General features: G+C 60.2%; 31 protein-coding genes and 4 tRNA genes. All 35 read left to right on the plus strand.

Translation table 11 applies throughout. From position 1 onward, the window contains the following. Positions 1–6: 6 nt before the first annotated feature. A tRNA-Tyr gene (locus Q2K57_RS08665) sits at positions 7–90 on the plus strand. Between the two features lie 47 nt (positions 91–137). Further along, positions 138–211, plus strand: a tRNA-Gly gene (locus Q2K57_RS08670). A 21-nt stretch (positions 212–232) separates the two neighbouring features. Next, a tRNA-Thr gene (locus tag Q2K57_RS08675) sits at positions 233–307 on the plus strand. Positions 308–452: 145 nt separating this feature from the next. Continuing rightward, a tRNA-Trp gene (locus Q2K57_RS08680) sits at positions 453–528 on the plus strand. Between the two features lie 72 nt (positions 529–600). Beyond that, positions 601–969 (plus strand): preprotein translocase subunit SecE, encoded by a 369-nt coding sequence (secE, locus tag Q2K57_RS08685; protein ID WP_112056005.1) that lies wholly within the window; start codon positions 601–603, stop codon positions 967–969. 8 nt (positions 970–977) lie between these two features. Next, positions 978–1,511: a transcription termination/antitermination protein NusG gene (gene nusG / locus Q2K57_RS08690; protein WP_092527272.1), complete on the plus strand. Its 534-nt coding sequence runs from the start codon at positions 978–980 to the stop codon at positions 1,509–1,511. Between the two features lie 123 nt (positions 1,512–1,634). Continuing rightward, positions 1,635–2,066, plus strand: coding sequence for a 50S ribosomal protein L11 (gene rplK, locus Q2K57_RS08695; protein WP_112056006.1), 432 nt, complete (start codon positions 1,635–1,637; stop codon positions 2,064–2,066). 2 nt (positions 2,067–2,068) lie between these two features. Next, the gene (gene rplA, locus Q2K57_RS08700; RefSeq protein WP_112056007.1) at positions 2,069–2,761 is read left to right on the plus strand and encodes a 50S ribosomal protein L1; all 693 of its coding nucleotides are present in this window, start codon (positions 2,069–2,071) and stop codon (positions 2,759–2,761) included. Positions 2,762–3,018: 257 nt separating this feature from the next. Continuing rightward, a complete protein-coding gene (gene rplJ / locus Q2K57_RS08705; protein WP_112056008.1) occupies positions 3,019–3,525 on the plus strand; it encodes a 50S ribosomal protein L10 in 507 nt (168 codons plus the stop codon). A 92-nt stretch (positions 3,526–3,617) separates the two neighbouring features. Further along, a complete protein-coding gene (gene rplL, locus Q2K57_RS08710) occupies positions 3,618–3,989 on the plus strand; it encodes a 50S ribosomal protein L7/L12 (protein WP_112056009.1) in 372 nt (123 codons plus the stop codon). Positions 3,990–4,222: 233 nt separating this feature from the next. Continuing rightward, a complete protein-coding gene (gene rpoB, locus Q2K57_RS08715; RefSeq protein ID WP_304524863.1) occupies positions 4,223–8,299 on the plus strand; it encodes a DNA-directed RNA polymerase subunit beta in 4,077 nt (1,358 codons plus the stop codon). 120 nt (positions 8,300–8,419) lie between these two features. Beyond that, on the plus strand, positions 8,420–12,637 hold the full coding sequence (rpoC, locus tag Q2K57_RS08720) for a DNA-directed RNA polymerase subunit beta' (RefSeq protein WP_112056011.1): 4,218 nt from the start codon (positions 8,420–8,422) through the stop codon (positions 12,635–12,637). Positions 12,638–12,787: 150 nt separating this feature from the next. Beyond that, positions 12,788–13,162 carry a 30S ribosomal protein S12 gene (gene rpsL / locus Q2K57_RS08725; RefSeq protein ID WP_092527252.1) on the plus strand — a complete coding sequence of 125 codons (375 nt, stop codon included), beginning with the start codon at positions 12,788–12,790 and terminating at the stop codon, positions 13,160–13,162. 131 nt (positions 13,163–13,293) lie between these two features. Next, the gene (gene rpsG, locus Q2K57_RS08730) at positions 13,294–13,764 is read left to right on the plus strand and encodes a 30S ribosomal protein S7 (RefSeq protein ID WP_092527250.1); all 471 of its coding nucleotides are present in this window, start codon (positions 13,294–13,296) and stop codon (positions 13,762–13,764) included. A 63-nt stretch (positions 13,765–13,827) separates the two neighbouring features. Continuing rightward, complete coding sequence (gene fusA / locus Q2K57_RS08735; RefSeq protein ID WP_112056012.1) at positions 13,828–15,948, plus strand: elongation factor G; 2,121 nt, start codon at positions 13,828–13,830, stop codon at positions 15,946–15,948. A 29-nt stretch (positions 15,949–15,977) separates the two neighbouring features. Further along, on the plus strand, positions 15,978–17,171 hold the full coding sequence (gene tuf / locus Q2K57_RS08740) for an elongation factor Tu (RefSeq protein ID WP_112056013.1): 1,194 nt from the start codon (positions 15,978–15,980) through the stop codon (positions 17,169–17,171). A gap of 166 nt (positions 17,172–17,337) precedes the next feature. Continuing rightward, positions 17,338–17,649, plus strand: coding sequence for a 30S ribosomal protein S10 (gene rpsJ / locus Q2K57_RS08745; RefSeq protein ID WP_092527245.1), 312 nt, complete (start codon positions 17,338–17,340; stop codon positions 17,647–17,649). 140 nt (positions 17,650–17,789) lie between these two features. Further along, on the plus strand, positions 17,790–18,428 hold the full coding sequence (gene rplC / locus Q2K57_RS08750) for a 50S ribosomal protein L3 (RefSeq protein WP_092527242.1): 639 nt from the start codon (positions 17,790–17,792) through the stop codon (positions 18,426–18,428). Positions 18,429–18,442: 14 nt separating this feature from the next. Continuing rightward, positions 18,443–19,051 carry a 50S ribosomal protein L4 gene (gene rplD, locus Q2K57_RS08755; protein WP_092527239.1) on the plus strand — a complete coding sequence of 203 codons (609 nt, stop codon included), beginning with the start codon at positions 18,443–18,445 and terminating at the stop codon, positions 19,049–19,051. Beyond that, positions 19,048–19,344: a 50S ribosomal protein L23 gene (gene rplW / locus Q2K57_RS08760; RefSeq protein ID WP_092527236.1), complete on the plus strand. Its 297-nt coding sequence runs from the start codon at positions 19,048–19,050 to the stop codon at positions 19,342–19,344. Before rplD ends, rplW begins: the two co-directional genes overlap by 4 nt. 17 nt (positions 19,345–19,361) lie before the next feature. After that, positions 19,362–20,192 (plus strand): 50S ribosomal protein L2, encoded by an 831-nt coding sequence (rplB, locus tag Q2K57_RS08765; RefSeq protein WP_112056014.1) that lies wholly within the window; start codon positions 19,362–19,364, stop codon positions 20,190–20,192. Between the two features lie 33 nt (positions 20,193–20,225). Further along, the gene (rpsS, locus tag Q2K57_RS08770) at positions 20,226–20,501 is read left to right on the plus strand and encodes a 30S ribosomal protein S19 (RefSeq protein ID WP_072824351.1); all 276 of its coding nucleotides are present in this window, start codon (positions 20,226–20,228) and stop codon (positions 20,499–20,501) included. An 18-nt stretch (positions 20,502–20,519) separates the two neighbouring features. Next, positions 20,520–20,852, plus strand: coding sequence for a 50S ribosomal protein L22 (gene rplV, locus Q2K57_RS08775; protein WP_092527226.1), 333 nt, complete (start codon positions 20,520–20,522; stop codon positions 20,850–20,852). Positions 20,853–20,863: 11 nt separating this feature from the next. After that, positions 20,864–21,562 (plus strand): 30S ribosomal protein S3, encoded by a 699-nt coding sequence (gene rpsC, locus Q2K57_RS08780; protein WP_112056015.1) that lies wholly within the window; start codon positions 20,864–20,866, stop codon positions 21,560–21,562. A gap of 15 nt (positions 21,563–21,577) precedes the next feature. Continuing rightward, positions 21,578–21,991 carry a 50S ribosomal protein L16 gene (gene rplP, locus Q2K57_RS08785; RefSeq protein WP_092527219.1) on the plus strand — a complete coding sequence of 138 codons (414 nt, stop codon included), beginning with the start codon at positions 21,578–21,580 and terminating at the stop codon, positions 21,989–21,991. After that, the gene (rpmC, locus tag Q2K57_RS08790) at positions 21,991–22,182 is read left to right on the plus strand and encodes a 50S ribosomal protein L29 (RefSeq protein ID WP_092527216.1); all 192 of its coding nucleotides are present in this window, start codon (positions 21,991–21,993) and stop codon (positions 22,180–22,182) included. Before rplP ends, rpmC begins: the two co-directional genes overlap by 1 nt. A gap of 1 nt (position 22,183) precedes the next feature. Next, entirely contained in the window at positions 22,184–22,444 is a 261-nt protein-coding gene (gene rpsQ / locus Q2K57_RS08795) for a 30S ribosomal protein S17 (RefSeq protein WP_112056016.1), read from the plus strand. Positions 22,445–22,493: 49 nt separating this feature from the next. Further along, on the plus strand, positions 22,494–22,865 hold the full coding sequence (gene rplN / locus Q2K57_RS08800) for a 50S ribosomal protein L14 (protein WP_092527211.1): 372 nt from the start codon (positions 22,494–22,496) through the stop codon (positions 22,863–22,865). A gap of 14 nt (positions 22,866–22,879) precedes the next feature. Continuing rightward, a complete protein-coding gene (gene rplX, locus Q2K57_RS08805) occupies positions 22,880–23,197 on the plus strand; it encodes a 50S ribosomal protein L24 (RefSeq protein ID WP_092527208.1) in 318 nt (105 codons plus the stop codon). 18 nt (positions 23,198–23,215) lie between these two features. Next, positions 23,216–23,755, plus strand: a complete 540-nt coding sequence (rplE, locus tag Q2K57_RS08810) for a 50S ribosomal protein L5 (RefSeq protein ID WP_112056017.1) — start codon at positions 23,216–23,218, stop codon at positions 23,753–23,755. A gap of 10 nt (positions 23,756–23,765) precedes the next feature. Further along, the gene (rpsN, locus tag Q2K57_RS08815) at positions 23,766–24,071 is read left to right on the plus strand and encodes a 30S ribosomal protein S14 (RefSeq protein ID WP_304524864.1); all 306 of its coding nucleotides are present in this window, start codon (positions 23,766–23,768) and stop codon (positions 24,069–24,071) included. Between the two features lie 31 nt (positions 24,072–24,102). Next, on the plus strand, positions 24,103–24,495 hold the full coding sequence (rpsH, locus tag Q2K57_RS08820) for a 30S ribosomal protein S8 (RefSeq protein WP_304524865.1): 393 nt from the start codon (positions 24,103–24,105) through the stop codon (positions 24,493–24,495). Positions 24,496–24,504: 9 nt separating this feature from the next. Continuing rightward, positions 24,505–25,035, plus strand: a complete 531-nt coding sequence (gene rplF, locus Q2K57_RS08825) for a 50S ribosomal protein L6 (RefSeq protein ID WP_112056019.1) — start codon at positions 24,505–24,507, stop codon at positions 25,033–25,035. A gap of 9 nt (positions 25,036–25,044) precedes the next feature. Beyond that, complete coding sequence (rplR, locus tag Q2K57_RS08830) at positions 25,045–25,395, plus strand: 50S ribosomal protein L18 (RefSeq protein ID WP_112056020.1); 351 nt, start codon at positions 25,045–25,047, stop codon at positions 25,393–25,395. 11 nt (positions 25,396–25,406) lie between these two features. Beyond that, positions 25,407–25,907: a 30S ribosomal protein S5 gene (rpsE, locus tag Q2K57_RS08835; protein ID WP_112056021.1), complete on the plus strand. Its 501-nt coding sequence runs from the start codon at positions 25,407–25,409 to the stop codon at positions 25,905–25,907. Positions 25,908–25,910 lie beyond the last annotated feature (3 nt).

A 25,910-nucleotide genomic window follows, 5' to 3' on the forward strand; every position in this document is an offset into this window, starting at 1 on the left:
TGATTCGGAGGGGTTCCCGAGTGGCCAAAGGGAGCAGACTGTAAATCTGCCGCGAAAGCTTCGAAGGTTCGAATCCTTCCCCCTCCACCAGATTTTGCCGAAGCGCCTGTAGTCGATTCGGTAGTAAGAGCGGGCAGGCGGGCATAGTTCAATGGTAGAACCTCAGCCTTCCAAGCTGATGATGCGGGTTCGATCCCCGCTGCCCGCTCCAGTTTTTGCTGTAACGCGTTTTGCTCGTGTAGCTCAGGGGTAGAGCACACCCTTGGTAAGGGTGAGGTCGGCGGTTCAATTCCGCCCACGAGCTCCATATTAGAAAAGGCGAGCCGCAAGCTCGCCTTTTCTTTTTTGCTCCCGGTGGTTTGCCGGGGGTTGTCAGGCAGAGGGCCTTTCGCTATGATAGCGCCCGCTGTTACGGGATGCCTGCAAAGGGCTTCCAGTGGAAGCGCAGATACAGGCCAGTAGCTCAATTGGCAGAGCAGCGGTCTCCAAAACCGCAGGTTGGGGGTTCGATTCCCTCCTGGCCTGCCAGTCTTCCCCAGGCTGGTAGTATCCCTTATACTTTCATGTTTCGATTGCTGCACCCTGAGGAGTCTCGTTCGCATGAAACAAAACGCCGAGGTGCAGGAGTCGCGCCACGACGGGCTCAGGTGGGCGGTCGTCGTCTCTCTGGTAGTCGTTGCCGTTGTCGGTAACTCCTATTTCGCCGATCAAGCGCTGCTCTATCGTGTATTGGGCGTCGTTGCGCTGTGTGCGCTTGCCGCCGGTGTGGCTATCACCACCACCAAGGGGCGCAATCTCCTGGAACTGGCCCGCAGTGCGCGCAAGGAAATTCAGCGCGTCGTCTGGCCGACCCGCCAAGAAACCATCCAGACCACCGCGATCGTGATGGTGGCTGTGTTGGTGGTAGGTCTGATGCTGTGGCTGATTGATACCCTTCTTGGCTGGGCGATGTCCGGCGTCATTGGTTAGGAGATTCCATGTCCAAGCGTTGGTATGTCGTGCATGCCTACTCCAGCTTCGAAAAGCATGTCATGCGCTCACTTATTGAGCGCGTGAAGATGTATGGCATGGAAGATCGCTTCGGCGAAATTCTGGTGCCGACCGAAGAAGTGGTCGAGATGCGCGACGGCAAGCGCCGCAAGAGTGAGCGCAAGTTCTATCCCGGCTACGTGCTGGTCGAGATGGAAATGGACGACGCAACCTGGCATCTGGTCAACGAGACGCCTCGCGTTCTCGGTTTCATCGGTGGCACGAAAGAAAAGCCGGCACCGATCAGTCAAAAAGAAGCCGATGCCATTCTGCGTCGTGTCCAGGACGGCACCGACAAGCCGCGGCCGAAGACAGTCTTCGAGCCGGGTCAGTCCGTGCGCGTTATCGATGGCCCCTTCGCCGACTTCAATGGTGTGGTCGAAGAGGTCAACTACGACAAGAGTCGCGTCCAGGTCAGCGTGCTGATCTTTGGCCGTGCGACCCCTGTCGAGCTCGAGTTTTCCCAGGTCGAGAAGGACTGAATCTCGGCCCGGGTGGCGTGATCAGGTAAGTGTGATCAAGCGCCAGTCAGAAGTAGTCAGGTCGCCGAGGCGGCCATTCAACCGGGGAGCCGCAAGGCGCTAGCACCCAATTGGAGTTCTATCATGGCCAAGAAAGTACAGGCTTACATCAAGCTGCAGGTCGCAGCTGGTAAAGCTAACCCGAGTCCCCCCGTGGGCCCCGCGCTGGGTCAGCACGGCGTCAATATCATGGAGTTCTGCAAGGCGTTCAACGCCGAGACCCAGGATGTTGAAGCAGGCCTGCCGACACCGGTCGTCATCACTGTCTATTCCGACCGCAGCTTCACCTTCATCACCAAGACGACGCCCGCCGCCGTCCTGCTGAAGAAGGCCGCTGGCATCAAGTCCGGCTCTGGTGAGCCGAACAAGAACAAGGTCGGTACTGTGACCCGCGAGCAGCTCGAAGAGATCGCCAAGACCAAGGAGCCGGATCTGACGGCTGCTGATCTTGACGCCGCGGTGCGTACCATTGCCGGTAGCGCCCGTAGCATGGGCCTCAACGTGGAGGGTCTCTGATCATGGCTAAACTGTCCAAGCGCGCTCTGAAGATCAAAGAGCAGGTTGACGCTTCCAAGGTCTATTCCCTGGATGAAGCCGTGGCACTGCTCAACGAGCTGTCCACCGTCAAGTTCAAGGAATCCCTCGACGTCGCCATCAATCTGGGTGTCGATCCGCGGAAATCCGACCAGGTCGTGCGTGGCGCTACCGTCATGCCCAACGGCACTGGCAAAGACGTGCGTGTAGCCGTCTTTACCCAGGGCGCCAACGTTGACGCTGCCAAGGAAGCCGGTGCCGACATCGTTGGCATGGATGACCTGGCCGAGCAGGTCAAGAAAGGCCAGCTCGACTTCGACGTGGTCATCGCCTCGCCGGACGCCATGCGCGTCGTCGGCCAGCTGGGTCAGATTCTCGGCCCGCGTGGCCTGATGCCGAACCCGAAGGTCGGCACCGTGACGCCGGACGTCGCCACCGCGGTCAAGAACGCCAAAGCCGGTCAGGTGCGTTTCCGTACCGACAAAAACGGCATTATTCATACCACCCTGGGCAAAGTGGATTTCGCAGCTGACGATATCCGCGGCAACCTTGAAGCGCTGGTTGCAGACCTCAAGCGCCTCAAGCCCAGCACCTCCAAGGGTGTGTATTTCAAGAAGCTGACCCTGTCCACCACCATGGGCCCGGGTCTGACCGTCGATCATTCCGCTTACGCGTGATCGACGCAGCCAAAGATACTTTGCGGTCCCCGTCCTTCCTCGTGGAGTCCGGGGCACCGTCAAAGACCGCAGGTGCCATGTCTCGCATGCGAGTCACGGCTTAATCTCCCTCAGGGGAAGCCTGCGCAGATGGTGTGGCCGCCAGTCACTGGTGTGCACCATCACCCAAGCCTTCTCACCATTAGGTGAGGAGAGATGGTAACCCCCGGAGCTGTGAGACGTGAGTCTCTCAGTCCCGGCACGAAGGAGTGATCACTGTGCCACTAGCTCTCGAAGGCAAGAAGGCAATTGTTGCCGAGGTCAGTGAGGCCGCTAAGGACGCTCTCTCCGTCGTAGTTGCCGATTCTCGCGGTGTGGACGTTAGTGCCATGACCAGCCTGCGCAAGCAGGCGCGCGAGAATGGCGTGCAGATTCGTGTTGTTCGCAACACCCTGGCACGCCGCGCTCTGTCTGGAACTCCCTGGGAGATTCTGGACGAGACTTTCTCAGGTCCGACCATGTTGGCCTTCTCCTACGAGCATCCGGGCGCTGCCGCTCGTCTGTTCAAGGAGTTCGCCAAGAGTCAGAAGGACTTCGAAGTCAAGGCGCTGGCATACGAAGGCGAGTTCATCCCGGCTTCCGATCTTGACCGTCTGGCCACGCTGCCGACACACGATGAGGCGATCGCCAAGCTGATGTCCGTCATGAAGGAAGCTTCTGCCGGCAAGCTGGTCCGTACTCTCGCGGCACTGCGCGACCAGAAGGAAGAAGCGGCCGCTGCCTGATTGGCGCGCTTCTCCGAGTAGCCTGAACCGACCATTGAATCACGAGCACTTGGTCCCCTGGCCGAGGCTCCGCAAAGTCTAGGAAATTGAACATGGCACTGACCCAAGAAGACATCATCAACGCCGTCGCCGACATGACCGTCATGGAAGTGGCTGAGCTGATCGAAGCGATGGAAGAGAAGTTCGGCGTGACCGCAGCTGCTGCTGTTGTCGCCGGCCCGGGTGGCGGTGAAGCCGCTGCTGAAGAAGAGCAGACTGAATTTGACCTGGTGCTGACCGGCGCTGGCGACAAGAAAGTCAACGTCATCAAGGCCGTCCGCGAGATCACTGGTCTCGGCCTGAAGGAAGCCAAGGGTGCCGTCGACGGCGCACCGGCGACCATCAAGGAAGCGATGTCCAAGGACGACGCCGAAGAAGCGAAGAAGAAGCTGGAAGAAGCCGGCGCGAGCGTGGAGCTCAAGTAATTCTTGTGCCCACGGCTTCACGCGCTGCGTAAGCTTCCACGGCTGGTGGCGGGCTTCCCGCTACCGGCCTTTTTCTGTTGTTACTAGCTGCCCGCTTTCATGCGACGCCGCTAGCCGAATTCCGACGGCGAGCCTCCACGAGGGGGCTTGCCGTCAGCGCCTGACGGGACCCATCCCGTCAGGTGGCGCCGACACGCATCGGTCACCCATGGTGAACAAGCTGGGGAATACAGATGGCTTACTCATACACTGAGAAAAAACGCATCCGCAAGGATTTCGGCAAACTGCCCCAAGTGATGGATGTGCCCTACCTGCTGGCCATCCAGCTTGATTCCTACTACGACTTCCTCCAGCAGGATCGCTCGCCGGAAGAGCGGCTCGAGCTCGGCCTGCACGCCGCCTTCAAGTCCGTATTCCCGATCGAGAGCTTCTCGGGCAACGCTGCTCTCGAGTATGTCAGCTATCGTTTCGGCACGCCGGCCTTCGACGTCAAGGAATGTCAACTGCGCGGGGTCACCTATTCGGCACCGCTGCGCGTCAAGGTGCGCCTGATCATCTACGATCGCGAGTCATCCAACAAGGCGATCAAGGATATCAAGGAGCAGGAAGTTTACATGGGGGAGATCCCCCTGATGACCGAGAACGGTACCTTTGTGGTCAACGGTACCGAGCGTGTCATCGTCTCCCAGCTGCATCGCTCGCCGGGTGTGTTCTTCGACCATGACAAGGGCAAGAGCCACTCCTCCGGCAAGCTTCTGTACTCCGCACGGGTCATTCCCTACCGTGGTTCCTGGCTCGACTTCGAGTTCGATCCCAAGGACAACGTCTTCGTGCGCATCGACCGTCGCCGCAAGCTGCCGGCGTCCGTCCTGCTGCGCGCGCTGGGCATGAGCGCCGAGGAGATCCTCGATAACTTCTTCGAGACCAGCACTTTCCACATCGAAAAGAGCGGCTTCTCGGTCGAGTTGGTGCCGTCGCGCCTGCGCGGCGAAACCGCGACCTTCGACATCAAGGATGTCGATGGCAGCGTGATCGTCGAGGAAGGTCGCCGCATCACCCAGAAGCATATCCGTCAGATGGAAAAGTCGGGCCTCGAGCGTCTCGAAGTGCCGATGGAGTACCTGTACGGCAAGACGCTGGCCAAAGATCAGGTCGATCCGAAGACCGGCGAGCTGATCTGCGAGTGCAACTCCGAGATCACGGCAGAGTTGCTCGAGAAGCTGGCCACCGCTGGCATCACCACGCTCGAAACGCTCTATACCAACGACCTTGACTGCGGTCCGTTCATCTCCGACACCCTGAAGCTGGACAGCACCCGCAGCCAGCTCGAGGCACTGGTCGAGATCTACCGCATGATGCGCCCCGGCGAGCCGCCCACCAAGGAAGCCGCCGAGACGCTGTTCCACAACCTGTTCTTCACCGAAGACCGCTACGACCTGTCGGGCGTAGGCCGGATGAAGTTCAACCGTCGTCTGCGTCGCGATGCCGATACCGGTTCCGGTGTGCTCGACAACGGCGACATCCTCGATGTGCTCAAGGAGCTGATTGCGATCCGCAACGGCTTCGGCGACGTCGACGATATCGACCACCTGGGCAACCGCCGCATCCGCTGCGTTGGCGAGATGGCCGAAAACCAGTTCCGCGTTGGCCTGGTGCGCGTCGAGCGTGCGGTCAAGGAACGCCTGTCCATGGCCGAAAGCGAAGGCCTGATGCCGCAGGATCTGATCAACGCCAAGCCGGTCGCGGCGGCGGTGAAGGAGTTCTTCGGTTCGAGCCAGCTGTCCCAGTTCATGGACCAGAACAACCCGCTGTCCGAGGTCACTCACAAGCGTCGCGTCTCGGCCCTCGGCCCGGGCGGCCTGACCCGTGAGCGCGCCGGCTTCGAGGTGCGTGACGTTCACGCGACCCACTATGGTCGCCTGTGCCCGATCGAGACCCCGGAAGGCCCGAACATCGGCCTGATCAACTCGCTGGCCACTTACAGCCACACCAATAGCTATGGTTTCCTCGAGACGCCGTACCGTAAGGTCGTGGGCGGTCAGATCACCGATGAAGTGGTACAGCTCTCCGCCATCGAGGAAGGCAACTTCGTCATCGCCCAGGCCTCTGCCACCGTTGACGAGAACGGTCACCTGGTCGATGACCTGGTGCAGGTCCGTCACCGTGGCGAGACCACCTTCATGGCGCCGGACAAGGTCACCATGATGGACGTGTCGCCGCGTCAGGTGGTGTCCGTGGCCGCGGCCCTGATCCCGTTCCTCGAGCACGATGACGCCAACCGTGCCCTGATGGGTGCCAACATGCAGCGTCAGGCCGTGCCGACCCTGCGTGCCGACAAGCCGCTGGTCGGCACCGGCATGGAGCGCTTCGTCGCCCGTGACTCCGGTGTCTGCGCCGTGGCGCGTCGCGGTGGCGTGATCGACTCGGTCGACGCTCGTCGCGTCGTGGTACGGGTCAACGAGGACGAGATCATCGGCGGTGAAGCTGGTGTGGATATCTACAACCTCACCAAGTACACCCGTTCTAACCAGAATACTTGCATGAACCAGCGCCCGATCGTGCGCCCGGGTGACCAGGTATCGAAGGACGATATCCTCGCCGACGGTCCGTCCGTCGACATGGGCGACCTGGCGCTGGGCCAGAACATGCGCATCGCCTTCATGCCCTGGAACGGTTACAACTTCGAGGACTCCATCCTGTTCTCGGAGCGCGTGGTGCAGGAAGATCGCTTCACCACCATCCATATCCAGGAACTGACCTGCGTGTCTCGCGACACCAAGCTCGGTGCCGAGGAAATCACCTCGGATATTCCCAATGTCGGTGAGTCTGCGCTGTCCAAGCTCGATGAGGCCGGCGTGGTCTATATCGGTGCCGAGGTCGGCCCGGGCGACATTCTGGTCGGTAAGGTCACGCCCAAGGGCGAGACCCAGCTGACGCCGGAAGAGAAGCTGCTACGTGCCATCTTCGGTGAGAAGGCCTCCGACGTGAAGGATACCTCTCTGCGTGCCCCGACCGGCATGAAGGGTACGGTCATCGACGTTCAGGTCTTCACCCGCGACGGCGTCGAGAAGGACTCTCGCGCGCTGTCCATCGAGCAGATGCAGCTCGATGAGGTGCGCAAGGATCTCCAGGAGACCTACCGCATCGCCGAAGAGGCCACCTTCGAGCGCCTGAAGCGCACCCTGTCCGGTCAGCCGGTCAACGGTGGGCCCAAGCTCAAGAAGGATGATGTGCTCTCCGAGGAGTACCTCGAAGAACTACCGCGTCAGCAGTGGTTCAAGCTGCGTATGCAGGACGAGTCCTTCAACGAGCTGCTGGCCCAGGCCGATGAACAGCTCGAGAACCGTCGCAAGGAGATGGACGAGCGCTTCGAGGACAAGAAGCGGAAGCTGACCCAGGGCGACGACCTGGCGCCGGGCGTGCTGAAGATCGTCAAGGTCTACATGGCGGTCAAGCGTCGCATCCAGCCGGGTGACAAGATGGCCGGCCGTCACGGTAACAAGGGTGTCATCTCCGCGATCATGCCGATCGAGGACATGCCCTTCGACGGCGGCGGTGAGCCGGTCGACGTGGTCCTGAACCCCTTGGGTGTGCCGTCGCGCATGAACGTCGGTCAGATCCTCGAGACTCACCTGGGCATGGCGGCTCGTGGTCTTGGCGTCAAGATCGAGCACATGCTGCGCGAGGCCCGCGAACAGCAGGTCGTCCAGTTGCGTGACTTCCTCGGCAAGGTCTACAACACCGAGGGCGCACGGCTTGAGGACATCAGTTCGCTGTCCGACGACGAGGTGATCGCCCTGGCGAAGAACCTCCAGGGTGGCGTGCCGATGGCTACACCGGTCTTCGACGGTGCCAAAGAGCATGAGATCAAGCATCTGCTGAGCCTGGCCGACCTGCCGGATTCCGGTCAGATGACGCTCTACGACGGGCGTACCGGCGAGTCCTTCGACCGTCCGGTCACGGTGGGCTACATGTACATGCTCAAGCTCAACCACCTGGTCGACGACAAGATGCACGCGCGCTCCACGGGCTCGTACTCGCTGGTCACCCAGCAACCGCTGGGCGGCAAGGCGCAGTTCGGTGGTCAGCGCTTCGGTGAGATGGAGGTCTGGGCCCTGGAAGCCTACGGTGCTGCCTATACCCTCCAGGAGATGCTCACGGTCAAGTCCGATGACGTGGAAGGTCGTACCAAGATGTACAAGAGCATCGTGGATGGCGATCACACCATGCAGGCGGGCATGCCGGAATCCTTCAACGTACTGGTGAAGGAAATCCGCTCGCTGGGCATCGACATCGAGCTGGAAGGCTAAGCACCCGGGACTTGAGTCAGTACTGGCGACAGTACTCACGACAGTGCTCGAGAAAGATGGTCCGCGGGGGCGGGCAACACGCCGCCCCCGCCTATGACAACTCCGCAACGGAGCCGACCTATGAAAGATTTGGTTAAAGTTCTCAAGTCGCAGGCACAGTCCGAAGAGTTCGACGCGATCAGAATCACTCTCGCGTCACCGGACCTGATCCGCTCCTGGTCTTACGGCGAGGTAAAGAAGCCCGAGACCATCAACTACCGTACCTTCAAGCCGGAGCGTGACGGCCTGTTCTGCGCCAAGATCTTTGGCCCGGTGAAGGATTACGAGTGCTTGTGCGGCAAGTACAAGCGCATGAAGCACCGCGGTATCATCTGCGAGAAGTGCGGCGTCGAGGTCACCAAGGCCGCGGTTCGCCGCGAGCGCATGGGCCATATCGAACTGGCAAGCCCGGTCGCGCATATCTGGTTCCTGAAATCGCTGCCTTCGCGCATCGGCATGTTCCTGGACATGACCCTGCGTGACATCGAGCGCGTGCTCTATTTCGAGAGCTTCGTGGTCGTCGATCCGGGCATGACCACCCTCGAGCGTGGTCAGTTGCTCAACGACGAGCAGTACTTCGAGGCTCTCGAGGAGTTCGGCGACGATTTCGATGCCCGCATGGGCGCCGAAGCCGTGCAGGCGCTGCTCAAGGACATCGATCTGGACGAGGAGATCAATCATCTGCGCGAAGAAATTCCGCAGACCAACTCCGAGACCAAGATCAAGAAGCTGTCCAAGCGCCTCAAGCTGCTCGAGGCCTTCTCCAAGTCCGGCAACGCGCCGGCCTGGATGGTCATGGAAGTGCTGCCGGTACTGCCGCCGGACCTGCGTCCGCTGGTGCCGCTGGACGGCGGTCGTTTCGCGACCTCGGATCTCAACGATCTGTATCGTCGCGTGATCAACCGCAACAACCGTCTCAAGCGCCTGCTTGATCTCAATGCGCCGGATATCATCGTGCGCAACGAGAAGCGCATGCTGCAGGAATCCGTGGACGCGCTGCTCGACAACGGTCGCCGTGGTCGTGCCATCACCGGCTCCAACAAGCGTCCGCTGAAGTCGCTTGCCGACATGATCAAGGGCAAGCAGGGGCGTTTCCGTCAGAACCTGCTGGGCAAGCGCGTCGACTACTCCGGTCGTTCCGTGATCACCGTGGGTCCGACTCTGCGTCTGCACCAGTGCGGCCTCCCGAAGAAGATGGCGCTCGAGCTGTTCAAGCCGTTCATCTACTCCAAGCTTCAGTCCAGCGGCCAGGCGTCCACCATCAAGGCCGCCAAGAAGATGGTCGAGCGCGAGCTGCCGGAGGTGTGGGACATCCTCGCCGACGTCATCCGCGAGCATCCGGTCCTGCTCAACCGTGCGCCGACCCTGCACCGTCTGGGCATCCAGGCCTTCGAGCCGCTGCTTATCGAAGGCAAGGCGATCCAGCTGCACCCGCTGGTGTGTGCCGCCTACAACGCCGACTTTGACGGTGACCAGATGGCGGTCCACGTGCCGCTGACCCTGGAAGCTCAGCTCGAAGCCCGTGCGCTGATGATGGCCACCAACAACGTGCTGTCGCCGGCAAACGGTGATCCGATCATCGTGCCGTCCCAGGACGTGGTGCTGGGTCTGTATTACATGACCCGCGAGAAGATCAACGCCAAGGGCGAAGGCATGATCTTCTCCGACCTCAAAGAGGTCGAGCGCGCCTTCGGCACCCAGAACGTGTCCATGCACGCCCGGGTCAAGGTACGTCTGACCGAGTTCCTGCCCGAGGAAGAAGGCGGTGAGCTGATCGAGCGCACTTCGCTCTATGACACCACCGTCGGTCGCGCGATGCTGTTCCGCATCCTGCCCAAGGGCGCGCCCTTCGAGCTGGTCGACCAGCCGATGAAGAAGAAAGCGATCTCTGGACTGATCAACGAGGTCTATCGTCGTACCGGTCTCAAGGACGCCGTGGTCTTCGCCGACCAGCTGATGTACACCGGCTTCCGTCTGGCCACCTGGTCCGGCGCCTCGATCGGCGTCAACGACTTCGTCATCCCCGATGCCAAAAAGGGCATCGTCGATGCAGCCGAGGACGAAGTGAAGGAAATCGAGGACCAGTTCTCCTCCGGTCTGGTGACCGCGGGCGAGAAGTACAACAAGGTCATCGATATCTGGTCCAAGGCCAACGACAAGGTCGCCAAGGCGATGATGACTGGCATCTCCAAGGAGAGCGTGATCAACCGCGACGGGGAAGAAGTCGAACAGGACTCCTTCAACAGCGTGTTCATCATGGCCGACTCCGGTGCCCGTGGTAGTGCCGCTCAGATCCGTCAGCTGGCGGGTATGCGTGGCCTGATGGCCAAGCCGGATGGTTCGATCATCGAGACGCCGATCACCGCCAACTTCCGTGAGGGTCTGAACGTACTCCAGTACTTCATCTCCACTCACGGTGCCCGTAAGGGTCTGGCGGATACGGCTCTCAAGACGGCCAACTCCGGGTACCTGACCCGTCGCCTGGTCGACGTGGCGCAGGATCTGGTGATCACTGAGCCTGATTGCGGCACCGAGAACGGTCTGACGCTGCATCCGGTCATCGAGGGCGGCGACATTATCGTCTCCCTGGCACAGCGTGTGTTGGGCCGTGTGGTCGCACAGGACGTGGTCGATCCGGCCAGTGACGAAGTGCTGATTGCGCGTGGCACTCTGCTCGACGAAGCCTGGTGTGCCGAGCTCGACACCATGGGCGTTGACGAGATCGTGGTGCGCTCGACCATCACCTGTGACACCTCTCACGGCGTCTGTTCGTCCTGCTACGGTCGTGATCTGGCGCGCGGTCATCAGGTCAACACCGGTGAGGCGGTCGGCGTCATCGCCGCCCAGTCGATCGGTGAGCCGGGCACCCAGCTGACCATGCGTACCTTCCACATCGGCGGTGCGGCCTCTCGTGCCTCGGCCGTCGACAGCGTGCAGGTCAAGCACGGCGGCAAGGTGCGCCTGCACAACATCAAGTCAGTGGAACGCGCCGACGGCAAGCTGGTGGTGGTATCCCGCTCCAGCGCCCTGGCCGTCGCCGACGACCACGGCCGTGAGCGCGAGTACTACAAGCTGCCCTACGGTGCCGAGCTGTCGGTCAAGGACGGCGAGCTGGTCGAAGGCGGCCAGACCGTCGCCAAGTGGGACCCGCACACCCATCCGATCGTTGCTGAGGTCGAAGGTAAGGCCCAGTACATCGACATGGACGAAGGTGTCTCCATCCACCGCAGCGTGGATGAGATGACCGGCCTGTCCTCTATCGAGGTGATCGAGTCCGCCGCGCGCCCGGCCTCCGGCCGCGAAAAGCGTCCGATGATCATGCTCGCCGACGACGCCGGTCAGCACATCTCGCTGCCTGGCTCCAACACCCCGGTGCAGTATCTGCTGCCCGGCAAGGCCATCGTCTCGATCGAGAACGGTGCCGAGGTTGGTGTCGGCGAAGTGGTCGCCCGTATTCCGGTGGAAGCGACCGGCAACAAGGACATCACCGGTGGTCTGCCCCGCGTGGCCGACCTGTTCGAAGCGCGTAAGCCCAAGGAATCGGCGATTCTTGCCGAGATCAGCGGCGTGCTCAGCTTCGGCAAGGAGACCAAGGGCAAGCGCCGCCTGACGATCACGCCGGCCGATAGCGATCCGTTCGAGATGCTGATCCCGAAATGGCGCCAGATCGCGGTATTCGAAGGCGAGACGGTCGAGAAGGGCGAGGTCATCTCCGATGGCCCCAGCAACCCGCACGACATCCTGCGTCTGCTGGGCGTCAGCGAGCTGGCCAAGTACATCACCGCCGAGGTGCAAGAGGTCTACCGCCTCCAGGGCGTGGGCATCAACGACAAGCACATCGAAGTGATCGTTCGTCAGATGCTGCGCAAGGTCGAAATCACCGATGCCGGTGACTCCGACTTCATCACCGGTGATCAGGTCGAAGTGGTGCGTGTGCTCGAGCAGAACGCGCGTCTGGAACAGGAAGACAAGTTCCCGGCCAAGTACGACCGCCTGCTGCTGGGTATCACCAAGGCGAGTCTCGCCACCGAGTCGTTCATCTCTGCGGCCTCCTTCCAGGAGACCACGCGGGTGCTGACCGAAGCGGCGGTGACCGGCAAGCGCGATTATCTGCGCGGCTTGAAGGAAAACGTGGTGGTGGGGCGTCTGATCCCGGCCGGTACCGGCTTGACCCACCATGCGGAGCGTCGCCGTCGTCGCGAAGACGCCGAGCGCGTGCTCCAACCGTCGGCTCAGGACGTCGAGCAGGAACTGGGCGCTCAGCTCACCGCTCTCGACGGGGATGACGACGAGATCTAGCCGGAGCCAGCTCAAGGCCGGCGCCGAATGGCGCCGGCCTTGACGCGGATCGCTCCGAGACAGTAGAATGCGCAGCCTTTGAAAGTGGGGTGGGTACGCCCGCGCTCGCTATCGAAAGGCCAAGGCAACCATTGGAGTCAGCTACAGACCATGGCAACTATTAACCAGCTCGTGCGCAAGCCGCGCAAGCGTCCCGTCGTCAAGAGCGACGTCCCGGCGCTGCAGGCCTGCCCGCAACGTCGCGGGGTTTGCACCCGCGTTTACACCACTACCCCGAAGAAGCCGAACTCCGCACTGCGTAAGGTGTGCCGTGTTCGTCTGACCAACGGGTATGAAGTGTCTTCCTACATCGGTGGTGAAGGTCACAACCTGCAGGAACACTCTGTCGTGCTGATTCGCGGCGGCCGAGTGAAGGACTTGCCGGGTGTGCGTTATCACACCGTTCGCGGCGCTCTCGACACCTCCGGTGTCCAGAACCGTAAGCAGGGCCGTTCCAAGTACGGCACCAAGCGTCCGAAGTCCTAAACGACTCGCGCGCCGCCGGAACCGCCATACCATATTGCACCGGTCTGATAAGAGTAAGGTCGGGCGTTGCAGGCGAGTCCTGTATCAGTCCCGGGTTTACCTGAAGGACCCCTTAGTTTTGAGGGCTTATCATGCCTAGAAGAAGAGTTGCTGCGAAGCGCGAAATCCTCCCGGATCCGAAGTTCGGAAGCGAGCGCCTGGCAAAGTTCATGAACCACCTCATGATCAGCGGCAAGAAGTCTGTAGCTGAACGTATCGTCTATGGCGCCCTGGACCGCGTGTCCGAGCGCAACAATGATGACCCGCTGGAGATCTTCGACAAGGCGCTGGAAACCATCCAGCCCATGGTCGAGGTGAAATCTCGTCGTGTCGGTGGTGCTACCTACCAGGTGCCCGTGGAAGTGCGTCCCTCGCGTCGTCAGGCGCTGGCCATGCGCTGGCTGGCCGACGCTGCTCGTAACCGTGGTGAAAAGACCATGGTGCAGCGTCTGGCCGGTGAGATGCTCGATGCCGCTGAAGGCAAGGGCGCCGCTGTGAAGAAGCGTGAAGACGTGCACCGCATGGCGGAGGCCAACAAGGCCTTCTCGCACTACCGCTTCTAAGCAGGCTTCGCAACTTGAGGCGCCCATATGTCGGGGCGCCTCCAACCAACGGGGAATTCCATCGTGGCACGTAAGACACCGCTTAAGCGCTACCGTAATATCGGTATCGTTGCCCACGTCGACGCCGGGAAGACCACCACTACCGAGCGTGTCCTGTTCTACACCGGCCTGTCCCACAAGGTCGGTGAGGTCCATGATGGCGCAGCCACCATGGACTGGATGCAGCAGGAGCAGGAGCGTGGTATTACCATCACCTCCGCAGCGACCACCTGTTTCTGGCAGGGCATGAACAAGCAGTTCGATGAGCACCGCATCAACATCATCGACACCCCGGGGCACGTTGACTTCACCATCGAAGTCGAACGTTCCCTGCGTGTGCTCGATGGCGCGGTCGTCGTGCTGTGTGGCAGTTCCGGTGTGCAGCCGCAGACCGAGACCGTCTGGCGCCAGGCCAACAAGTACGAAGTTCCGCGCATGGTGTTCGTCAACAAGATGGACCGTGCCGGCGCCGACTTCTTCATGGTCCTCGACCAGCTGAAGACGCGCCTGAACGCCAATGCGGTGCCGATCCAGATCAACTGGGGTGCCGAGGACGAGTTCAAGGGCGTCGTCGATCTGATTCAGATGAAGGCGATCCTGTGGGACGAAGACAACCACGGCATGAACTATGACCTGGTTGATATCCCGGCAGAGCTTCAGGAAACCGCTGAGAAGTACCGCGAAGAGATGGTCGAAGCGGCCGCCGAAGCGTCTGAAGAGCTGATGATGAAGTACCTCGAGGAGGGCGAACTCTCCATCGAGGAAATCAAGGCCGGCCTGCGTCGTCGTACCCTCGACAACGAGATCGTCCTGGTGACCTGTGGCTCCGCGTTCAAGAACAAGGGCGTGCAGGCGGTGCTGGATGGCGTCATCGAGTACATGCCGTCACCCACCGAGGTCAAGGCCATCGAGGGTGAGCTGGACGACAAGGATGGCACCATCGCGACCCGTGAGGCCGATGACAGTGCGCCCTTCTCCGCGCTGGCCTTCAAGATCGCCACCGACCCGTTCGTTGGCACCCTGACCTTCATCCGTGTGTATTCCGGGGTCTTGAAGTCTGGCGACAGCGTCTTCAACTCTGTGAAGAGCAAGAAGGAACGTGTCGGCCGTATCGTGCAGATGCACTCCAACTCTCGCGAAGAGATCAAGGAAGTGCTGGCCGGCGATATCGCCGCCTGCATCGGCCTGAAGGATGTCACCACCGGTGATACCCTGTGCGACCTGACCGACAAGATCGTGCTTGAGCGCATGGAGTTCCCGGATCCGGTGATCTCGGTGGCCGTGGAGCCAAAGTCCAAGGCCGACCAAGAGAAGATGGGCGTCGCCCTCGGCAAGCTGGCCCAGGAGGATCCGTCCTTCCAGGTCAAGACCGACGAGGAAACCGGCCAGACCATCATCTCCGGCATGGGCGAGCTGCACCTCGACATCATCGTTGACCGCATGCGTCGCGAGTTCAAGGTCGATGCCAACATCGGCAAGCCGCAGGTCGCCTATCGCGAGACCATCCGCCACAAAGTCGAACAGGAAGGCAAGTTTGTTCGTCAGTCAGGCGGTCGCGGTCAGTTCGGTCATGTGTACCTGCGCATCGAACCGCTGACCGCGGAAGACAAGGGCGACGACGAGGAGATGCACTTCAAGTTCTCGTCCGAGATCGTCGGCGGCGTGGTTCCGAAGGAATACGTGCCTGCTGTCGAGAAAGGGGCCTATGAACAGCTGAAGAACGGTGTCATCGCGGGTTACCCGATGATCGACGTCAAGGTCACGCTGTACGATGGTTCCTACCATGACGTGGACTCTAACGAGACCGCGTTCAAGATCGCTTCTTCCATGGCGATCAAAGAAGGTGCCAAAAAGGCCAAGGCCGTGCTGCTGGAGCCGATGATGAAGGTCGAAGTCGTGACCCCCGAGGAGTTTATGGGTGACGTCATGGGCGATCTTAACCGTCGTCGCGGTCTGGTGCAGGGCATGGATGATACTTCCTCAGGGAAGACCATCCGCGCAATGGTGCCGCTGGCTGAGATGTTCGGTTATGCAACCGATCTGCGTTCTCAGACCCAGGGCCGTGCAAGCTACTCCATGGAGTTTGCGAAGTACGACGAGGCGCCCTCCAGCATCGTGGAAGCCGTCATCAACCAGAACGGTTAACCGTTAGCTAACGTAAAGAGGTTATAGCAGTGGCTAAGGAAAAATTCGAACGTTCCAAACCGCATATCAACGTCGGCACCATCGGTCACGTTGACCACGGCAAGACCACGCTGACCGCGGCTCTGACCCGCGTTTCTGCAGAAGTCTTCGGTGGCGACGCTCGTGCGTTCGACTCCATCGACAACGCCCCGGAAGAGCGTGAGCGCGGTATCACCATCTCCACCGCTCACGTGGAATACCAGTCCGAAGAGCGTCACTACGCTCACGTCGACTGCCCGGGTCACGCTGACTACGTCAAGAACATGATCACCGGTGCTGCCCAGATGGACGGCGCTATCCTGGTCTGTTCCGCTGCCGACGGCCCCATGCCGCAGACTCGTGAGCACATCCTGCTCTCGCGTCAGGTCGGCGTGCCGTTCATCGTCGTGTTCCTGAACAAGGCCGACATGGTCGACGACGAAGAGCTGCTCGAGCTGGTCGAGATGGAAGTTCGCGAACTCCTGAGCGAGTACGACTTCCCGGGTGACGACACCCCGATCATCATCGGCTCTGCGCTGATGGCGCTGGAAGGCAAGGACGACAACGGCATGGGTACTACCGCCGTTGCCAACCTGATCAAGGCCCTGGACGCTTACATCCCGGAGCCGGAGCGCGCTATCGATCAGCCGTTCCTGATGCCGATCGAAGACGTGTTCTCCATCTCTGGTCGCGGTACCGTTGTGACCGGTCGTGTCGAGCGTGGCGTGGTCAAGGCAGGCGAAGAAGTCGAAATCGTCGGTCTGAAAGACACCGTCAAGACCACCGTTACCGGTGTCGAGATGTTCCGCAAGCTGCTCGACGAAGGTCGTGCTGGCGAGAACGTCGGCGCCCTGCTGCGTGGCACCAAGCGTGATGACGTCGAGCGTGGTCAGGTTCTGGCCAAGCCGGGCACCATCACGCCGCACACTGTCTTCGAAGCCGAAGTCTATGTGCTGTCCAAGGACGAGGGTGGTCGTCACACTCCGTTCTTCAAGGGCTACCGTCCGCAGTTCTATTTCCGTACCACCGATGTGACCGGTACCTGTGAACTGCCGGAAGGCGTCGAGATGGTGATGCCGGGTGATAACGTCAAGATGACCGTTACCCTGATCGCCCCGATCGCCATGGAAGACGGCCTGCGCTTCGCTGTTCGTGAAGGCGGCCGTACCGTTGGCGCCGGTGTTGTCGCCAAGATCGTCCAGTAAGCCTTAGGCTCACCCGATGATCGAAGGGGGCTCCTGCGGGAGCCCCCTTTCTGCGCATGTTGTCTCGCAGGGTTTGACTCTGCGAGGATGCATGCCTATAATGCGCATCCTTTGAATGCGTGGGTAGACGGCTCGCGCCGTCGACATCCATTGGAGTTTAGGGCAAATGCAGAACCAGAAGATTCGCATTCGGTTGAAGGCGTTCGATCATCGCCTGATTGACCAGTCCGCCGCGGAGATTGTTGAGACCGCCAAGCGTACCGGTGCTCAGGTGCACGGTCCGATCCCGCTGCCGACCAATCGTGAGCGCTACACCATCCTGGTCTCTCCGCACGTCAACAAGGACGCGCGTGACCAGTATGAGATCCGCACTCATAAGCGTGTGCTCGACATCGTCGAACCCACTGAAAAGACCGTTGATGCATTGATGAAGCTCGACCTCGCCGCTGGCGTGGACGTTCAGATCAAACTCGACTGAGACCACACTAGACACTCACGGTCGCCGCTCATCGAGCAGCCGCCGTCACGCCGGGATGGCGTCACACAATGTGCTAGTGGAATGCTCTGGAAAGGGCAGCCATAGCGGGTGATAGCCCCGTACACTATAGGAGACTGAACATGACTATCGGTTTAGTCGGTAAGAAGGCCGGGATGACCCGTGTCTTCACCGAAGATGGCGCATCCGTGCCCGTAACCGTTATCGAAGTTGAGCCTAACCGCATCACGCGCGTTAAGACCGTCGACGTCGACGGCTACAGCGCCGTGCAGGTTACCTCTGGCTCACGCAAGGCCAAGCACCTGACCAAGGCGCAAGCTGGACAGTTTGCCAAGGCAGGTACCGAGGCCGGTCGTTCGCTGATGGAGTTCCGCCTGGCTGAAGGTGATGAAGCTCCGGAAGTGGGTGGCGAGCTCACCGTATCCCTCTTTGAAGCTGGTCAGAAGATCGATGTGACTGGCACCTCCAAGGGCAAGGGTTTCCAGGGCGCCGTCAAGCGCTGGAACTTCCGCACCCAAGACAACAGCCATGGTAACTCTCTGGCGCACCGCGCTCCGGGTTCCATCGGTATGTGTCAAACCCCGGGTCGCGTCTTCAAGGGCAAGAAAATGGCCGGTCAGATGGGCAACGTCCGCTGCACCGTGCAAAGCCTAGAAGTCGTGCGCGTCGACGCTGAACGCAATCTGCTGCTGATCAAGGGCGCCGTACCGGGTGCACCGGGCAGCGACGTTGTTGTTCGCAGTGCCGTGAAAGCTCGCTAAGGGGGTTTGATCCAATGAATCTGAATCTTTCAGGTGCTAGTGCCGGCACGGTCGAAGTGTCCGACGCAACCTTTGGCAAAGAATTCAACGAAGCGCTGGTCCATCAGGTCGTTACTGCCTATCTGGCTGGCGGTCGTCAGGGTACTCGCGCCCAGAAGAATCGTGCCGATGTGCGTGGCGGTGGCAAGAAGCCGTGGCGTCAGAAGGGCACCGGTCGCGCTCGCGCCGGTACCATCCGCTCGCCGATCTGGCGTGCCGGCGGTGTGACCTTTGCGGCTAGCCCGCAGGATTACACCCAGAAGGTCAACCGCAAGATGTACCGCGCCGCGATCCGCTCGATTCTGTCCGAGCTGGTCCGCCAGGAGCGTCTGGTCGTCGTCGAGGACATCTCCGTCGATGCACCCAAGACCAAGCAGCTGACCGCCAAGCTCAAAGAGCTGAACCTGGAAAAGGCACTGATCGTCACTGAAGAAGTTGACGAGAACCTTTACCTGGCCGCTCGCAACATCCCGCACGTGGATGTGGTGGACGTCGCTGCTGCCGATCCGGTGAGCCTGGTCGCCTTCGACAAGGTGCTGGTCACCGTCTCCGCCCTGCGCAAATTCGAGGAGAAGCTGGCATGAACCAGGAACGCGTATTCAAGGTTCTGCTTGGTCCGCACATGACCGAGAAGGCCGCCTCCGCCGCCGAGAACAACCAGTACGTGTTCAAGGTGGCCTCTGACGCGACCAAGCCGGAAATCAAACAGGCCGTCCAGGCGCTGTTCGGTAAGAAGGTTGACCGCGTACAGGTCCTGAACATCAAGGGCAAGACCAAGCGCACCGCCAATGGCTTGGGCCAGCGCAAGGGTTACCGCAAGGCGTATGTAACCCTCGCCGCGGGTGAGACCCTTGAAGACTTCTCTGGCGCCGAATAAGGGCAGGAGTACGGATAATGGCAATCGTCAAGACCAAACCCACATCCGCCGGTCGTCGCCACCTCGTCAAGATCGTCGGAGACGATCTGTACAAGGGTCGGCCGTACGCGCCGCTGCTGGAAAAGCAGTCGCGCTCGGGTGGGCGTAACAACAACGGTCGTATCACCACACGTCACGTGGGTGGTGGGCACCGTCAGCACTACCGTCAGATCGACTTCAAGCGCATCAAGGATGGCATTCAGGCCGTCGTCGAGCGCCTGGAATACGATCCGAACCGTAGCGCTCATATCGCACTGTTGAAGTACCTGGACGGTGAGCGTCGCTACATCATCGCACCCAAGGGTGTGAAGGCGGGTGATCGCGTCGAGTCCGGTGTCAATGCTGCGATCAAGAAGGGCAACACCCTTCCGCTGCGCAACATTCCGGTGGGTTCCACCGTGCATTGCATCGAGCTGAAGCCCGGTAAGGGCGCTCAGATCGCACGCAGTGCCGGCACCAGTGCCCAGCTCGTAGCGCGTGAAGGCAACTACGCCACTGTGCGTCTCCGCTCCGGCGAGATGCGCAAGATTCTGGCCGAATGCCGCGCGACCCTGGGCGAAGTGAGCAACTCTGAGCACAGCCTCCGTCAATTGGGCAAGGCCGGTGCCAAACGCTGGCGTGGCGTTCGCCCGACAGTTCGCGGTGTTGCGATGAACCCGGTGGATCACCCGCACGGTGGCGGTGAAGGCCGCACCAGCGGTGGTCGTAACCCGGTCACCCCGTGGGGCGTCCCCACCAAGGGTTACAAGACTCGCAAGAACAAGCGCACCGACAAGCTGATCTTACGTCGCCGCAAGGCCCGTAGCTGATCGAAATTGCCAAGACATTAAGAGGTAACGGCTGTGCCACGTTCACTGAAGAAAGGTCCTTTTATTGACCTTCATCTGCTGAAGAAGGTTGAGACTGCAGTGGAGAAGAACGACCGCAAACCGATCAAGACCTGGTCGCGTCGTTCCATGATCCTGCCGAATATGGTCGGGCTCACCATTGCGGTCCATAACGGGCGTCAACATGTCCCGGTGCACGTCTCCGAGGAAATGGTTGGCCACAAGCTGGGCGAATTCGCTGCTACCCGCACCTATCGCGGTCATGCGGCGGACAAGAAAGCCAAACGGTAAGCCAAAGAGGATTGAGAGATGGAAGTCACAGCTAAGCTGCGTGGCGCTCGTTTATCCGCCCAGAAGGCCCGTTTGGTGGCTGACCAGGTGCGCGGTAAACCTGTCGCCGAGGCACTCGACCTGCTGACCTTCTCACCGAAGAAGGCTGCCAAGCTGGTTAAGAAAGTGCTGCAGTCCGCCATCGCGAATGCGGAAGAAAACAACGGCATGGACATCGACGAGCTGCGTGTCTCGACCATTTGTGTCGATGAGGGCATGACGCTCAAGCGCATCCAGCCGCGCGCCAAGGGCCGTGCGGATCGTATCTTGAAGCGCACCTGCCACATCACCGTTATGGTAGCCGAGAAGTAGGAGTCGACCAGATGGGTCAGAAAGTAAATCCGACAGGCATTCGGCTGGGTATCGTCAAAGACCACACGTCGGTCTGGTACGCCGAGCGCGGTACCTATGCCGACAAGCTGAATAACGATCTCGAAGTGCGTCGCTTCATCGAGGAGCGTCTGAAGAATGCGTCCGTGAGTCGCATCCACATCGAGCGCCCGGCCAACAATGCTCGTATCACCATTCACACTGCCCGTCCGGGCATCGTGATTGGCAAGAAGGGTGAGGACGTCGACCGTCTGCGTCGCGAAGTCACCCAAATGATGGGCGTGCCAGTTCACGTCAACATCGAAGAAGTACGCAAGCCGGAACTCGATGCCAAGCTCGTTGCCCAGAACGTCTGTGGCCAGCTCGAGCGTCGTGTCATGTTCCGTCGTGCCATGAAGCGCGCCGTACAGAACGCCATGCGCCTGGGCGCTGGCGGCATCAAGATCCAGCTCTCTGGTCGTCTTGGTGGTGCGGAAATCGCACGTACCGAATGGTACCGCGAAGGCCGTGTGCCGCTTCATACGCTGCGTGCCGACATCGATTACGCCACCTACGAAGCTCACACCACCTACGGCGTCATCGGCGTCAAGGTCTGGGTCTTCAAGGGTGAAATCCTCGGGGGCATCGAAGAGGTCCGCGCCAAGGCTAAGCAGCCTCAGAGTGCGCCCTCCAAGAAGAAAGGTTCCAGGTAAGGGGAGAGCGGATCGATGTTACAACCTAAGCGTTTGAAGTTCCGCAAAGTGCAGAAGGGTCGCAACCGCGGCCTTGCACATCGCGGAAGCAAGATTAGTTTCGGCGAATATGGCCTGAAGGCTACCGGTCGTGGTCGCGTTACCGCGCGCCAGATCGAAGCTGGGCGTCGTGCCATCACTCGTCACGTAAAGCGTGGCGGCAAGATCTGGATCCGGGTTTTCCCGGACAAGCCGATCTCCAAGAAGCCCCTTGAAGTCCGTATGGGTAAGGGCAAGGGCTCTGTCGAGTACTGGGTCGCACAGATCCAGCCCGGCCGCGTCCTCTACGAGATTGAAGGCGTTTCTGAAGAGCTGGCTCGTGAGGCCTTCGGCCTGGCCGCTCAGAAGTTTCCGGTCTCCACCACCTTTGTGAAACGGACGGTGATGTGATGAAAGCCCAGGAAATTCGTGAAAAGTCAGTAGAAGACCTGCAGGCGCAGCTCTTCGAACTCCTCCGCGAGCAGTTCAACCTGCGCATGCAGAAGGCCACTGGCCAGCTGAGCCAGACCCATCTGCTCAAGCAGGTTCGTCGGGATATCGCCCGCGTGAAGACTGTGCTCAACGAGAAGGCAGGTGACTGAGATGTCCGAAGAAAAGAAAGTCCGGACGCTCACCGGCAAAGTGGTGAGTGACAAGATGGACAAATCTATCGTCGTGATGATCGAGCGCCGCGAGCGCCATCCGATCTACGGCAAATACGTGAAGCGCTCCACCAAGCTGCACGCCCATGACGCGCAGAACCAGGCGAAGGCCGGTGACACGGTTTCCATCGAGGAATGCCGTCCCCTGTCTAAAAAGAAAGCCTGGACGCTGGTCGAAGTGGTCGAGCAGGCCAAGGGTTAACGCCCCGCGCTCGAAACCAGTGCAGTCAGATTAGGTTTGGAGAAAACCGATGATTCAGACGCAGTCAATGCTGGATGTCGCCGACAACAGCGGGGCGCGCCGGGTGCAGTGCATCAAGGTGCTGGGCGGTTCTCACCGTCGCTATGCTCGCGTAGGCGATATCATCAAAGTAACAGTCAAAGAAGCCATTCCGCGTGGCAAGGTCAAGAAAGGCCAGGTCATGAAGGCGGTCGTGGTTCGCACTCGTAGTGGCGTCCGTCGTAACGACGGTTCGCTGATCCGCTTCGATGGAAATGCGGCGGTTCTGTTGAACAACACCAACGAGCAGCCGATCGGCACCCGTATTTTTGGTCCGGTCACTCGTGAACTTCGTACCGAAAAGTTCATGAAGATCATTTCCTTGGCGCCTGAAGTGCTGTAAGGAGCGAGGCGGATATGCAAAAAATCAAACGTGACGATGAAGTGATCGTCATTGCCGGCAAGGATAAGGGCAAGCGTGGCACCATCAAGCGCGTCCTCCAGGACGACCGCTACGTGGTGGCAGGTGTGAACATGATCAAGCGTCACACCAAGCCCAATCCCATGGCAGGCAATCAAGGCGGTATCGTCGAGCGCGAAGCTCCGATTCACGCGTCCAACGTGGCCATCTTCAATCAGGAGACCGGCAAAGCGGATCGAGTCGGCTTCCAGGTGAAAGAAGACGGTACCAAGGTACGTATCTACAAGTCGACGCAAACGCAGATCGACGCCTAACGTGAGTCGGGTAGCAAAATGGCGAACTTGAAAGAACGTTATCAAAACGAGGTGGCAGCTCAACTCAAAGAGCAGTTTAGCTACGCCAACGTGATGCAGGTGCCCAGGATCACTAAAGTGACTCTGAACATGGGCATTGGCGAAGCGACCAGCGACAAGAAGCTGATCGACAATGCCGTCGGCGACCTGGAGAAGCTTTCCGGTCAAAAGCCGATGGTAACCAAGGCACGCAAGTCCATCGCGGGCTTCAAAGTGCGTGAAGGTTGGCCGATCGGGATCAAAGTCACACTGCGCGCCGAGCGCATGTGGGACTTCCTGGATCGCCTGGTGAACATCGCGATCCCCCGCGTTCGTGACTTCCGTGGTCTCAACCCGAAGTCCTTCGACGGCCGTGGCAACTATTCGATGGGGGTGCGTGAGCAGATCATCTTCCCGGAGATCGAATATGATAAGATCGACCGGATCCGTGGTCTGGATGTCACTATCACCACGACTGCCAACACCGATGAAGAAGGCCGTGCGCTGCTGCGTGCGCTGAACTTCCCGTTCAAGAAATAAGGGTGGGATCATGGCAAAGAAAAGCATGGTAGGGCGCGAGCATAAGCGTGCGAAGCTGGTAACTAAGTACGCTGCCAAGCGCGCAGAGCTCAAGGCCCTCATCAGTGACGTGAACGCTTCTGACGAAGAGCGCTTCGACGCGCAGCTCAAGCTGCAGCAGTTGCCGCGCGACTCCAGCCCGGTGCGTAAGCGTAACCGCTGCCGCATCACTGGTCGTCCGCACGGCTACTACAACAAGTTTGGCTTGGGCCGTAACAAGCTGCGTGAAGCCGCCATGCGTGGCGATGTCCCTGGGCTGAAGAAGTCCAGCTGGTAACGCCACGTAGAATTATCAGGAGCGCAACGTAATGAGCATGCAAGATACGCTGGCGGATATGTTCACTCGTATCCGTAATGCGCAGATGGCCACCAAGGAGACGGTCTCCATGCCGTCTTCGAAGCTGAAGGTCGAGGTGGCCCGCGTACTGAAAGAAGAAGGCTTTATCAACGACTACAGCGTCGCTGAAGGCACCAAGCCTGAACTGGCCGTTACTCTCAAGTACTTCGAGGGCAAGGCCGTCATCGAGCACATCCAGCGGGTGTCAAAACCGTCGCTGCGCTCGTACAAGGGCAAGGCCGAGCTGCCGAAGGTTGCCGACGGCCTGGGCATCGCGATCGTTTCCACCTCGAATGGCGTGATGACCGATCGTGCGGCCCGTCATGCTGGTGTTGGTGGTGAAGTCCTCTGCACCGTATTCTAGGAGTTTGGAATGTCCCGCGTAGCCAAATATCCGGTTAAATTGCCGAGCGGCGTCGAGGTCAAACTCGACGGCAATCAACTGACCGTCAAGGGCGGTCAGGGCGAACTCGCGATGACCGTTCACGACCAAGTCGTGATCGGCCAGGAAGAAGGTCAACTGACCTTCGCTCCGACCGAGTCAGCCAAAAGCTGGGCGATGGCTGGAACCACCCGTGCACTGGTCCAGAACATGGTTTCCGGTGTCACAGAGGGCTTCACCAAGTCCCTCGAGATCAATGGCGTCGGCTATCGTGCCCAGGCAAGTGGCAAGACGCTCAACCTGACACTGGGCTTCTCACACCCGGTCGAATACACGCTGCCGGAAGGTGTTGTGGCGGAAACGCCCAAGAACACCACTATCGTGCTGAAAAGCGCCGATAAGCAGCGTCTCGGCCAGGTCGCCGCGGAAATCCGCGCCTTCCGTCCGCCTGAGCCCTACAAGGGCAAGGGTATCCGGTACGGCGACGAGCAGATCCGTCGTAAAGAAGCCAAGAAGAAGTAAGGCAGGGTTATGAACGCGAAGAAAGAATCTCGTCTCCGTCGTGCCCGCCGCGCTCGCGCCAAGATCCGCGAGCTGGGCGTGTATCGCCTGAGCGTCAACCGTACCCCACGCCACATCTACGCGCAGATCATCTCGCCGGATGGTGGCAAGGTCCTGGCCAGTGCTTCCACACTGGACAAGGCGCTTCGTGAGGGTGCGACCGGTAACTCAGACGCCGCCGCCAAGGTGGGCGCGCTGATTGCTGAACGCGCTAAGGAAGCAGGCATCACTCAGGTTGCCTTCGATCGTGCCGGTTTCCGGTACCACGGTCGAGTCAAGGCCCTGGCCGACGCCGCTCGTGAAGGCGGCCTGGAATTCTAAAGGGTTTTACGATGGCGAAGAACGAACAGAACAGCGGCGATCTGCAAGAGAAGTTGGTGCAGGTCAACCGTGTCGCCAAGGTAGTCAAGGGTGGCCGTATCTTCGGTTTCACCGCTCTGACTGTCGTCGGCGATGGTAGTGGTCGTGTCGGTTTTGGCCGCGGCAAGGCACGTGAAGTGCCGGTCGCGATCCAGAAGGCCATGGACCAGGCGCGTCGCAACATGATCAAGGTGAGCCTCAGCGGTCACACGCTGCAGTACCCGGTCAAGGCCCGTCACGGTGCCTCCAAGGTGTACATGCAGCCGGCCTCTGAAGGTACCGGGATTATCGCTGGCGGCGCTATGCGCTCCGTGCTCGAACTGGCTGGCGTCCATGACGTCCTGGCCAAGTGCTACGGTTCCACCAATCCGGTGAACGTGGTGCGTGCGACCATTAACGGTCTCGCCGCCATGCAGTCTCCGGAAGACATCGCCGCTAAGCGTGGCCTGTCTGTCGAAGCGATCACGGGGTAAGGC

It is taken from the genome of Halomonas sp. I5-271120 (assembly GCF_030553075.1).
GTDB classification, from domain to species: domain Bacteria; phylum Pseudomonadota; class Gammaproteobacteria; order Pseudomonadales; family Halomonadaceae; genus Onishia; species Onishia taeanensis_A.

Bases quoted from the DNA above. Each gene is read 5' to 3' on its own strand.
- secE (WP_112056005.1), top strand. From the start codon at position 601: ATGAAACAAAACGCCGAGGTGCAGGAGTCGCGCCACGACGGGCTCAGG.
- nusG (WP_092527272.1), top strand. From the start codon at position 978: ATGTCCAAGCGTTGGTATGTCGTGCATGCCTACTCCAGCTTCGAAAAG.
- rplK (WP_112056006.1), top strand. From the start codon at position 1,635: ATGGCCAAGAAAGTACAGGCTTACATCAAGCTGCAGGTCGCAGCTGGT.
- rplA (WP_112056007.1), top strand. From the start codon at position 2,069: ATGGCTAAACTGTCCAAGCGCGCTCTGAAGATCAAAGAGCAGGTTGAC.
- rplL (WP_112056009.1), top strand. From the start codon at position 3,618: ATGGCACTGACCCAAGAAGACATCATCAACGCCGTCGCCGACATGACC.
- rpoB (WP_304524863.1), top strand. From the start codon at position 4,223: ATGGCTTACTCATACACTGAGAAAAAACGCATCCGCAAGGATTTCGGC.
- rpoC (WP_112056011.1), top strand. From the start codon at position 8,420: ATGAAAGATTTGGTTAAAGTTCTCAAGTCGCAGGCACAGTCCGAAGAG.
- rpsL (WP_092527252.1), top strand. From the start codon at position 12,788: ATGGCAACTATTAACCAGCTCGTGCGCAAGCCGCGCAAGCGTCCCGTC.
- rpsG (WP_092527250.1), top strand. From the start codon at position 13,294: ATGCCTAGAAGAAGAGTTGCTGCGAAGCGCGAAATCCTCCCGGATCCG.
- rpsJ (WP_092527245.1), top strand. From the start codon at position 17,338: ATGCAGAACCAGAAGATTCGCATTCGGTTGAAGGCGTTCGATCATCGC.
- rplC (WP_092527242.1), top strand. From the start codon at position 17,790: ATGACTATCGGTTTAGTCGGTAAGAAGGCCGGGATGACCCGTGTCTTC.
- rplD (WP_092527239.1), top strand. From the start codon at position 18,443: ATGAATCTGAATCTTTCAGGTGCTAGTGCCGGCACGGTCGAAGTGTCC.
- rplW (WP_092527236.1), top strand. From the start codon at position 19,048: ATGAACCAGGAACGCGTATTCAAGGTTCTGCTTGGTCCGCACATGACC.
- rplB (WP_112056014.1), top strand. From the start codon at position 19,362: ATGGCAATCGTCAAGACCAAACCCACATCCGCCGGTCGTCGCCACCTC.
- rplV (WP_092527226.1), top strand. From the start codon at position 20,520: ATGGAAGTCACAGCTAAGCTGCGTGGCGCTCGTTTATCCGCCCAGAAG.
- rpsC (WP_112056015.1), top strand. From the start codon at position 20,864: ATGGGTCAGAAAGTAAATCCGACAGGCATTCGGCTGGGTATCGTCAAA.
- rplP (WP_092527219.1), top strand. From the start codon at position 21,578: ATGTTACAACCTAAGCGTTTGAAGTTCCGCAAAGTGCAGAAGGGTCGC.
- rpmC (WP_092527216.1), top strand. From the start codon at position 21,991: ATGAAAGCCCAGGAAATTCGTGAAAAGTCAGTAGAAGACCTGCAGGCG.
- rpsQ (WP_112056016.1), top strand. From the start codon at position 22,184: ATGTCCGAAGAAAAGAAAGTCCGGACGCTCACCGGCAAAGTGGTGAGT.
- rplN (WP_092527211.1), top strand. From the start codon at position 22,494: ATGATTCAGACGCAGTCAATGCTGGATGTCGCCGACAACAGCGGGGCG.
- rplX (WP_092527208.1), top strand. From the start codon at position 22,880: ATGCAAAAAATCAAACGTGACGATGAAGTGATCGTCATTGCCGGCAAG.
- rplE (WP_112056017.1), top strand. From the start codon at position 23,216: ATGGCGAACTTGAAAGAACGTTATCAAAACGAGGTGGCAGCTCAACTC.
- rpsN (WP_304524864.1), top strand. From the start codon at position 23,766: ATGGCAAAGAAAAGCATGGTAGGGCGCGAGCATAAGCGTGCGAAGCTG.
- rpsH (WP_304524865.1), top strand. From the start codon at position 24,103: ATGAGCATGCAAGATACGCTGGCGGATATGTTCACTCGTATCCGTAAT.
- rplF (WP_112056019.1), top strand. From the start codon at position 24,505: ATGTCCCGCGTAGCCAAATATCCGGTTAAATTGCCGAGCGGCGTCGAG.
- rplR (WP_112056020.1), top strand. From the start codon at position 25,045: ATGAACGCGAAGAAAGAATCTCGTCTCCGTCGTGCCCGCCGCGCTCGC.
- rpsE (WP_112056021.1), top strand. From the start codon at position 25,407: ATGGCGAAGAACGAACAGAACAGCGGCGATCTGCAAGAGAAGTTGGTG.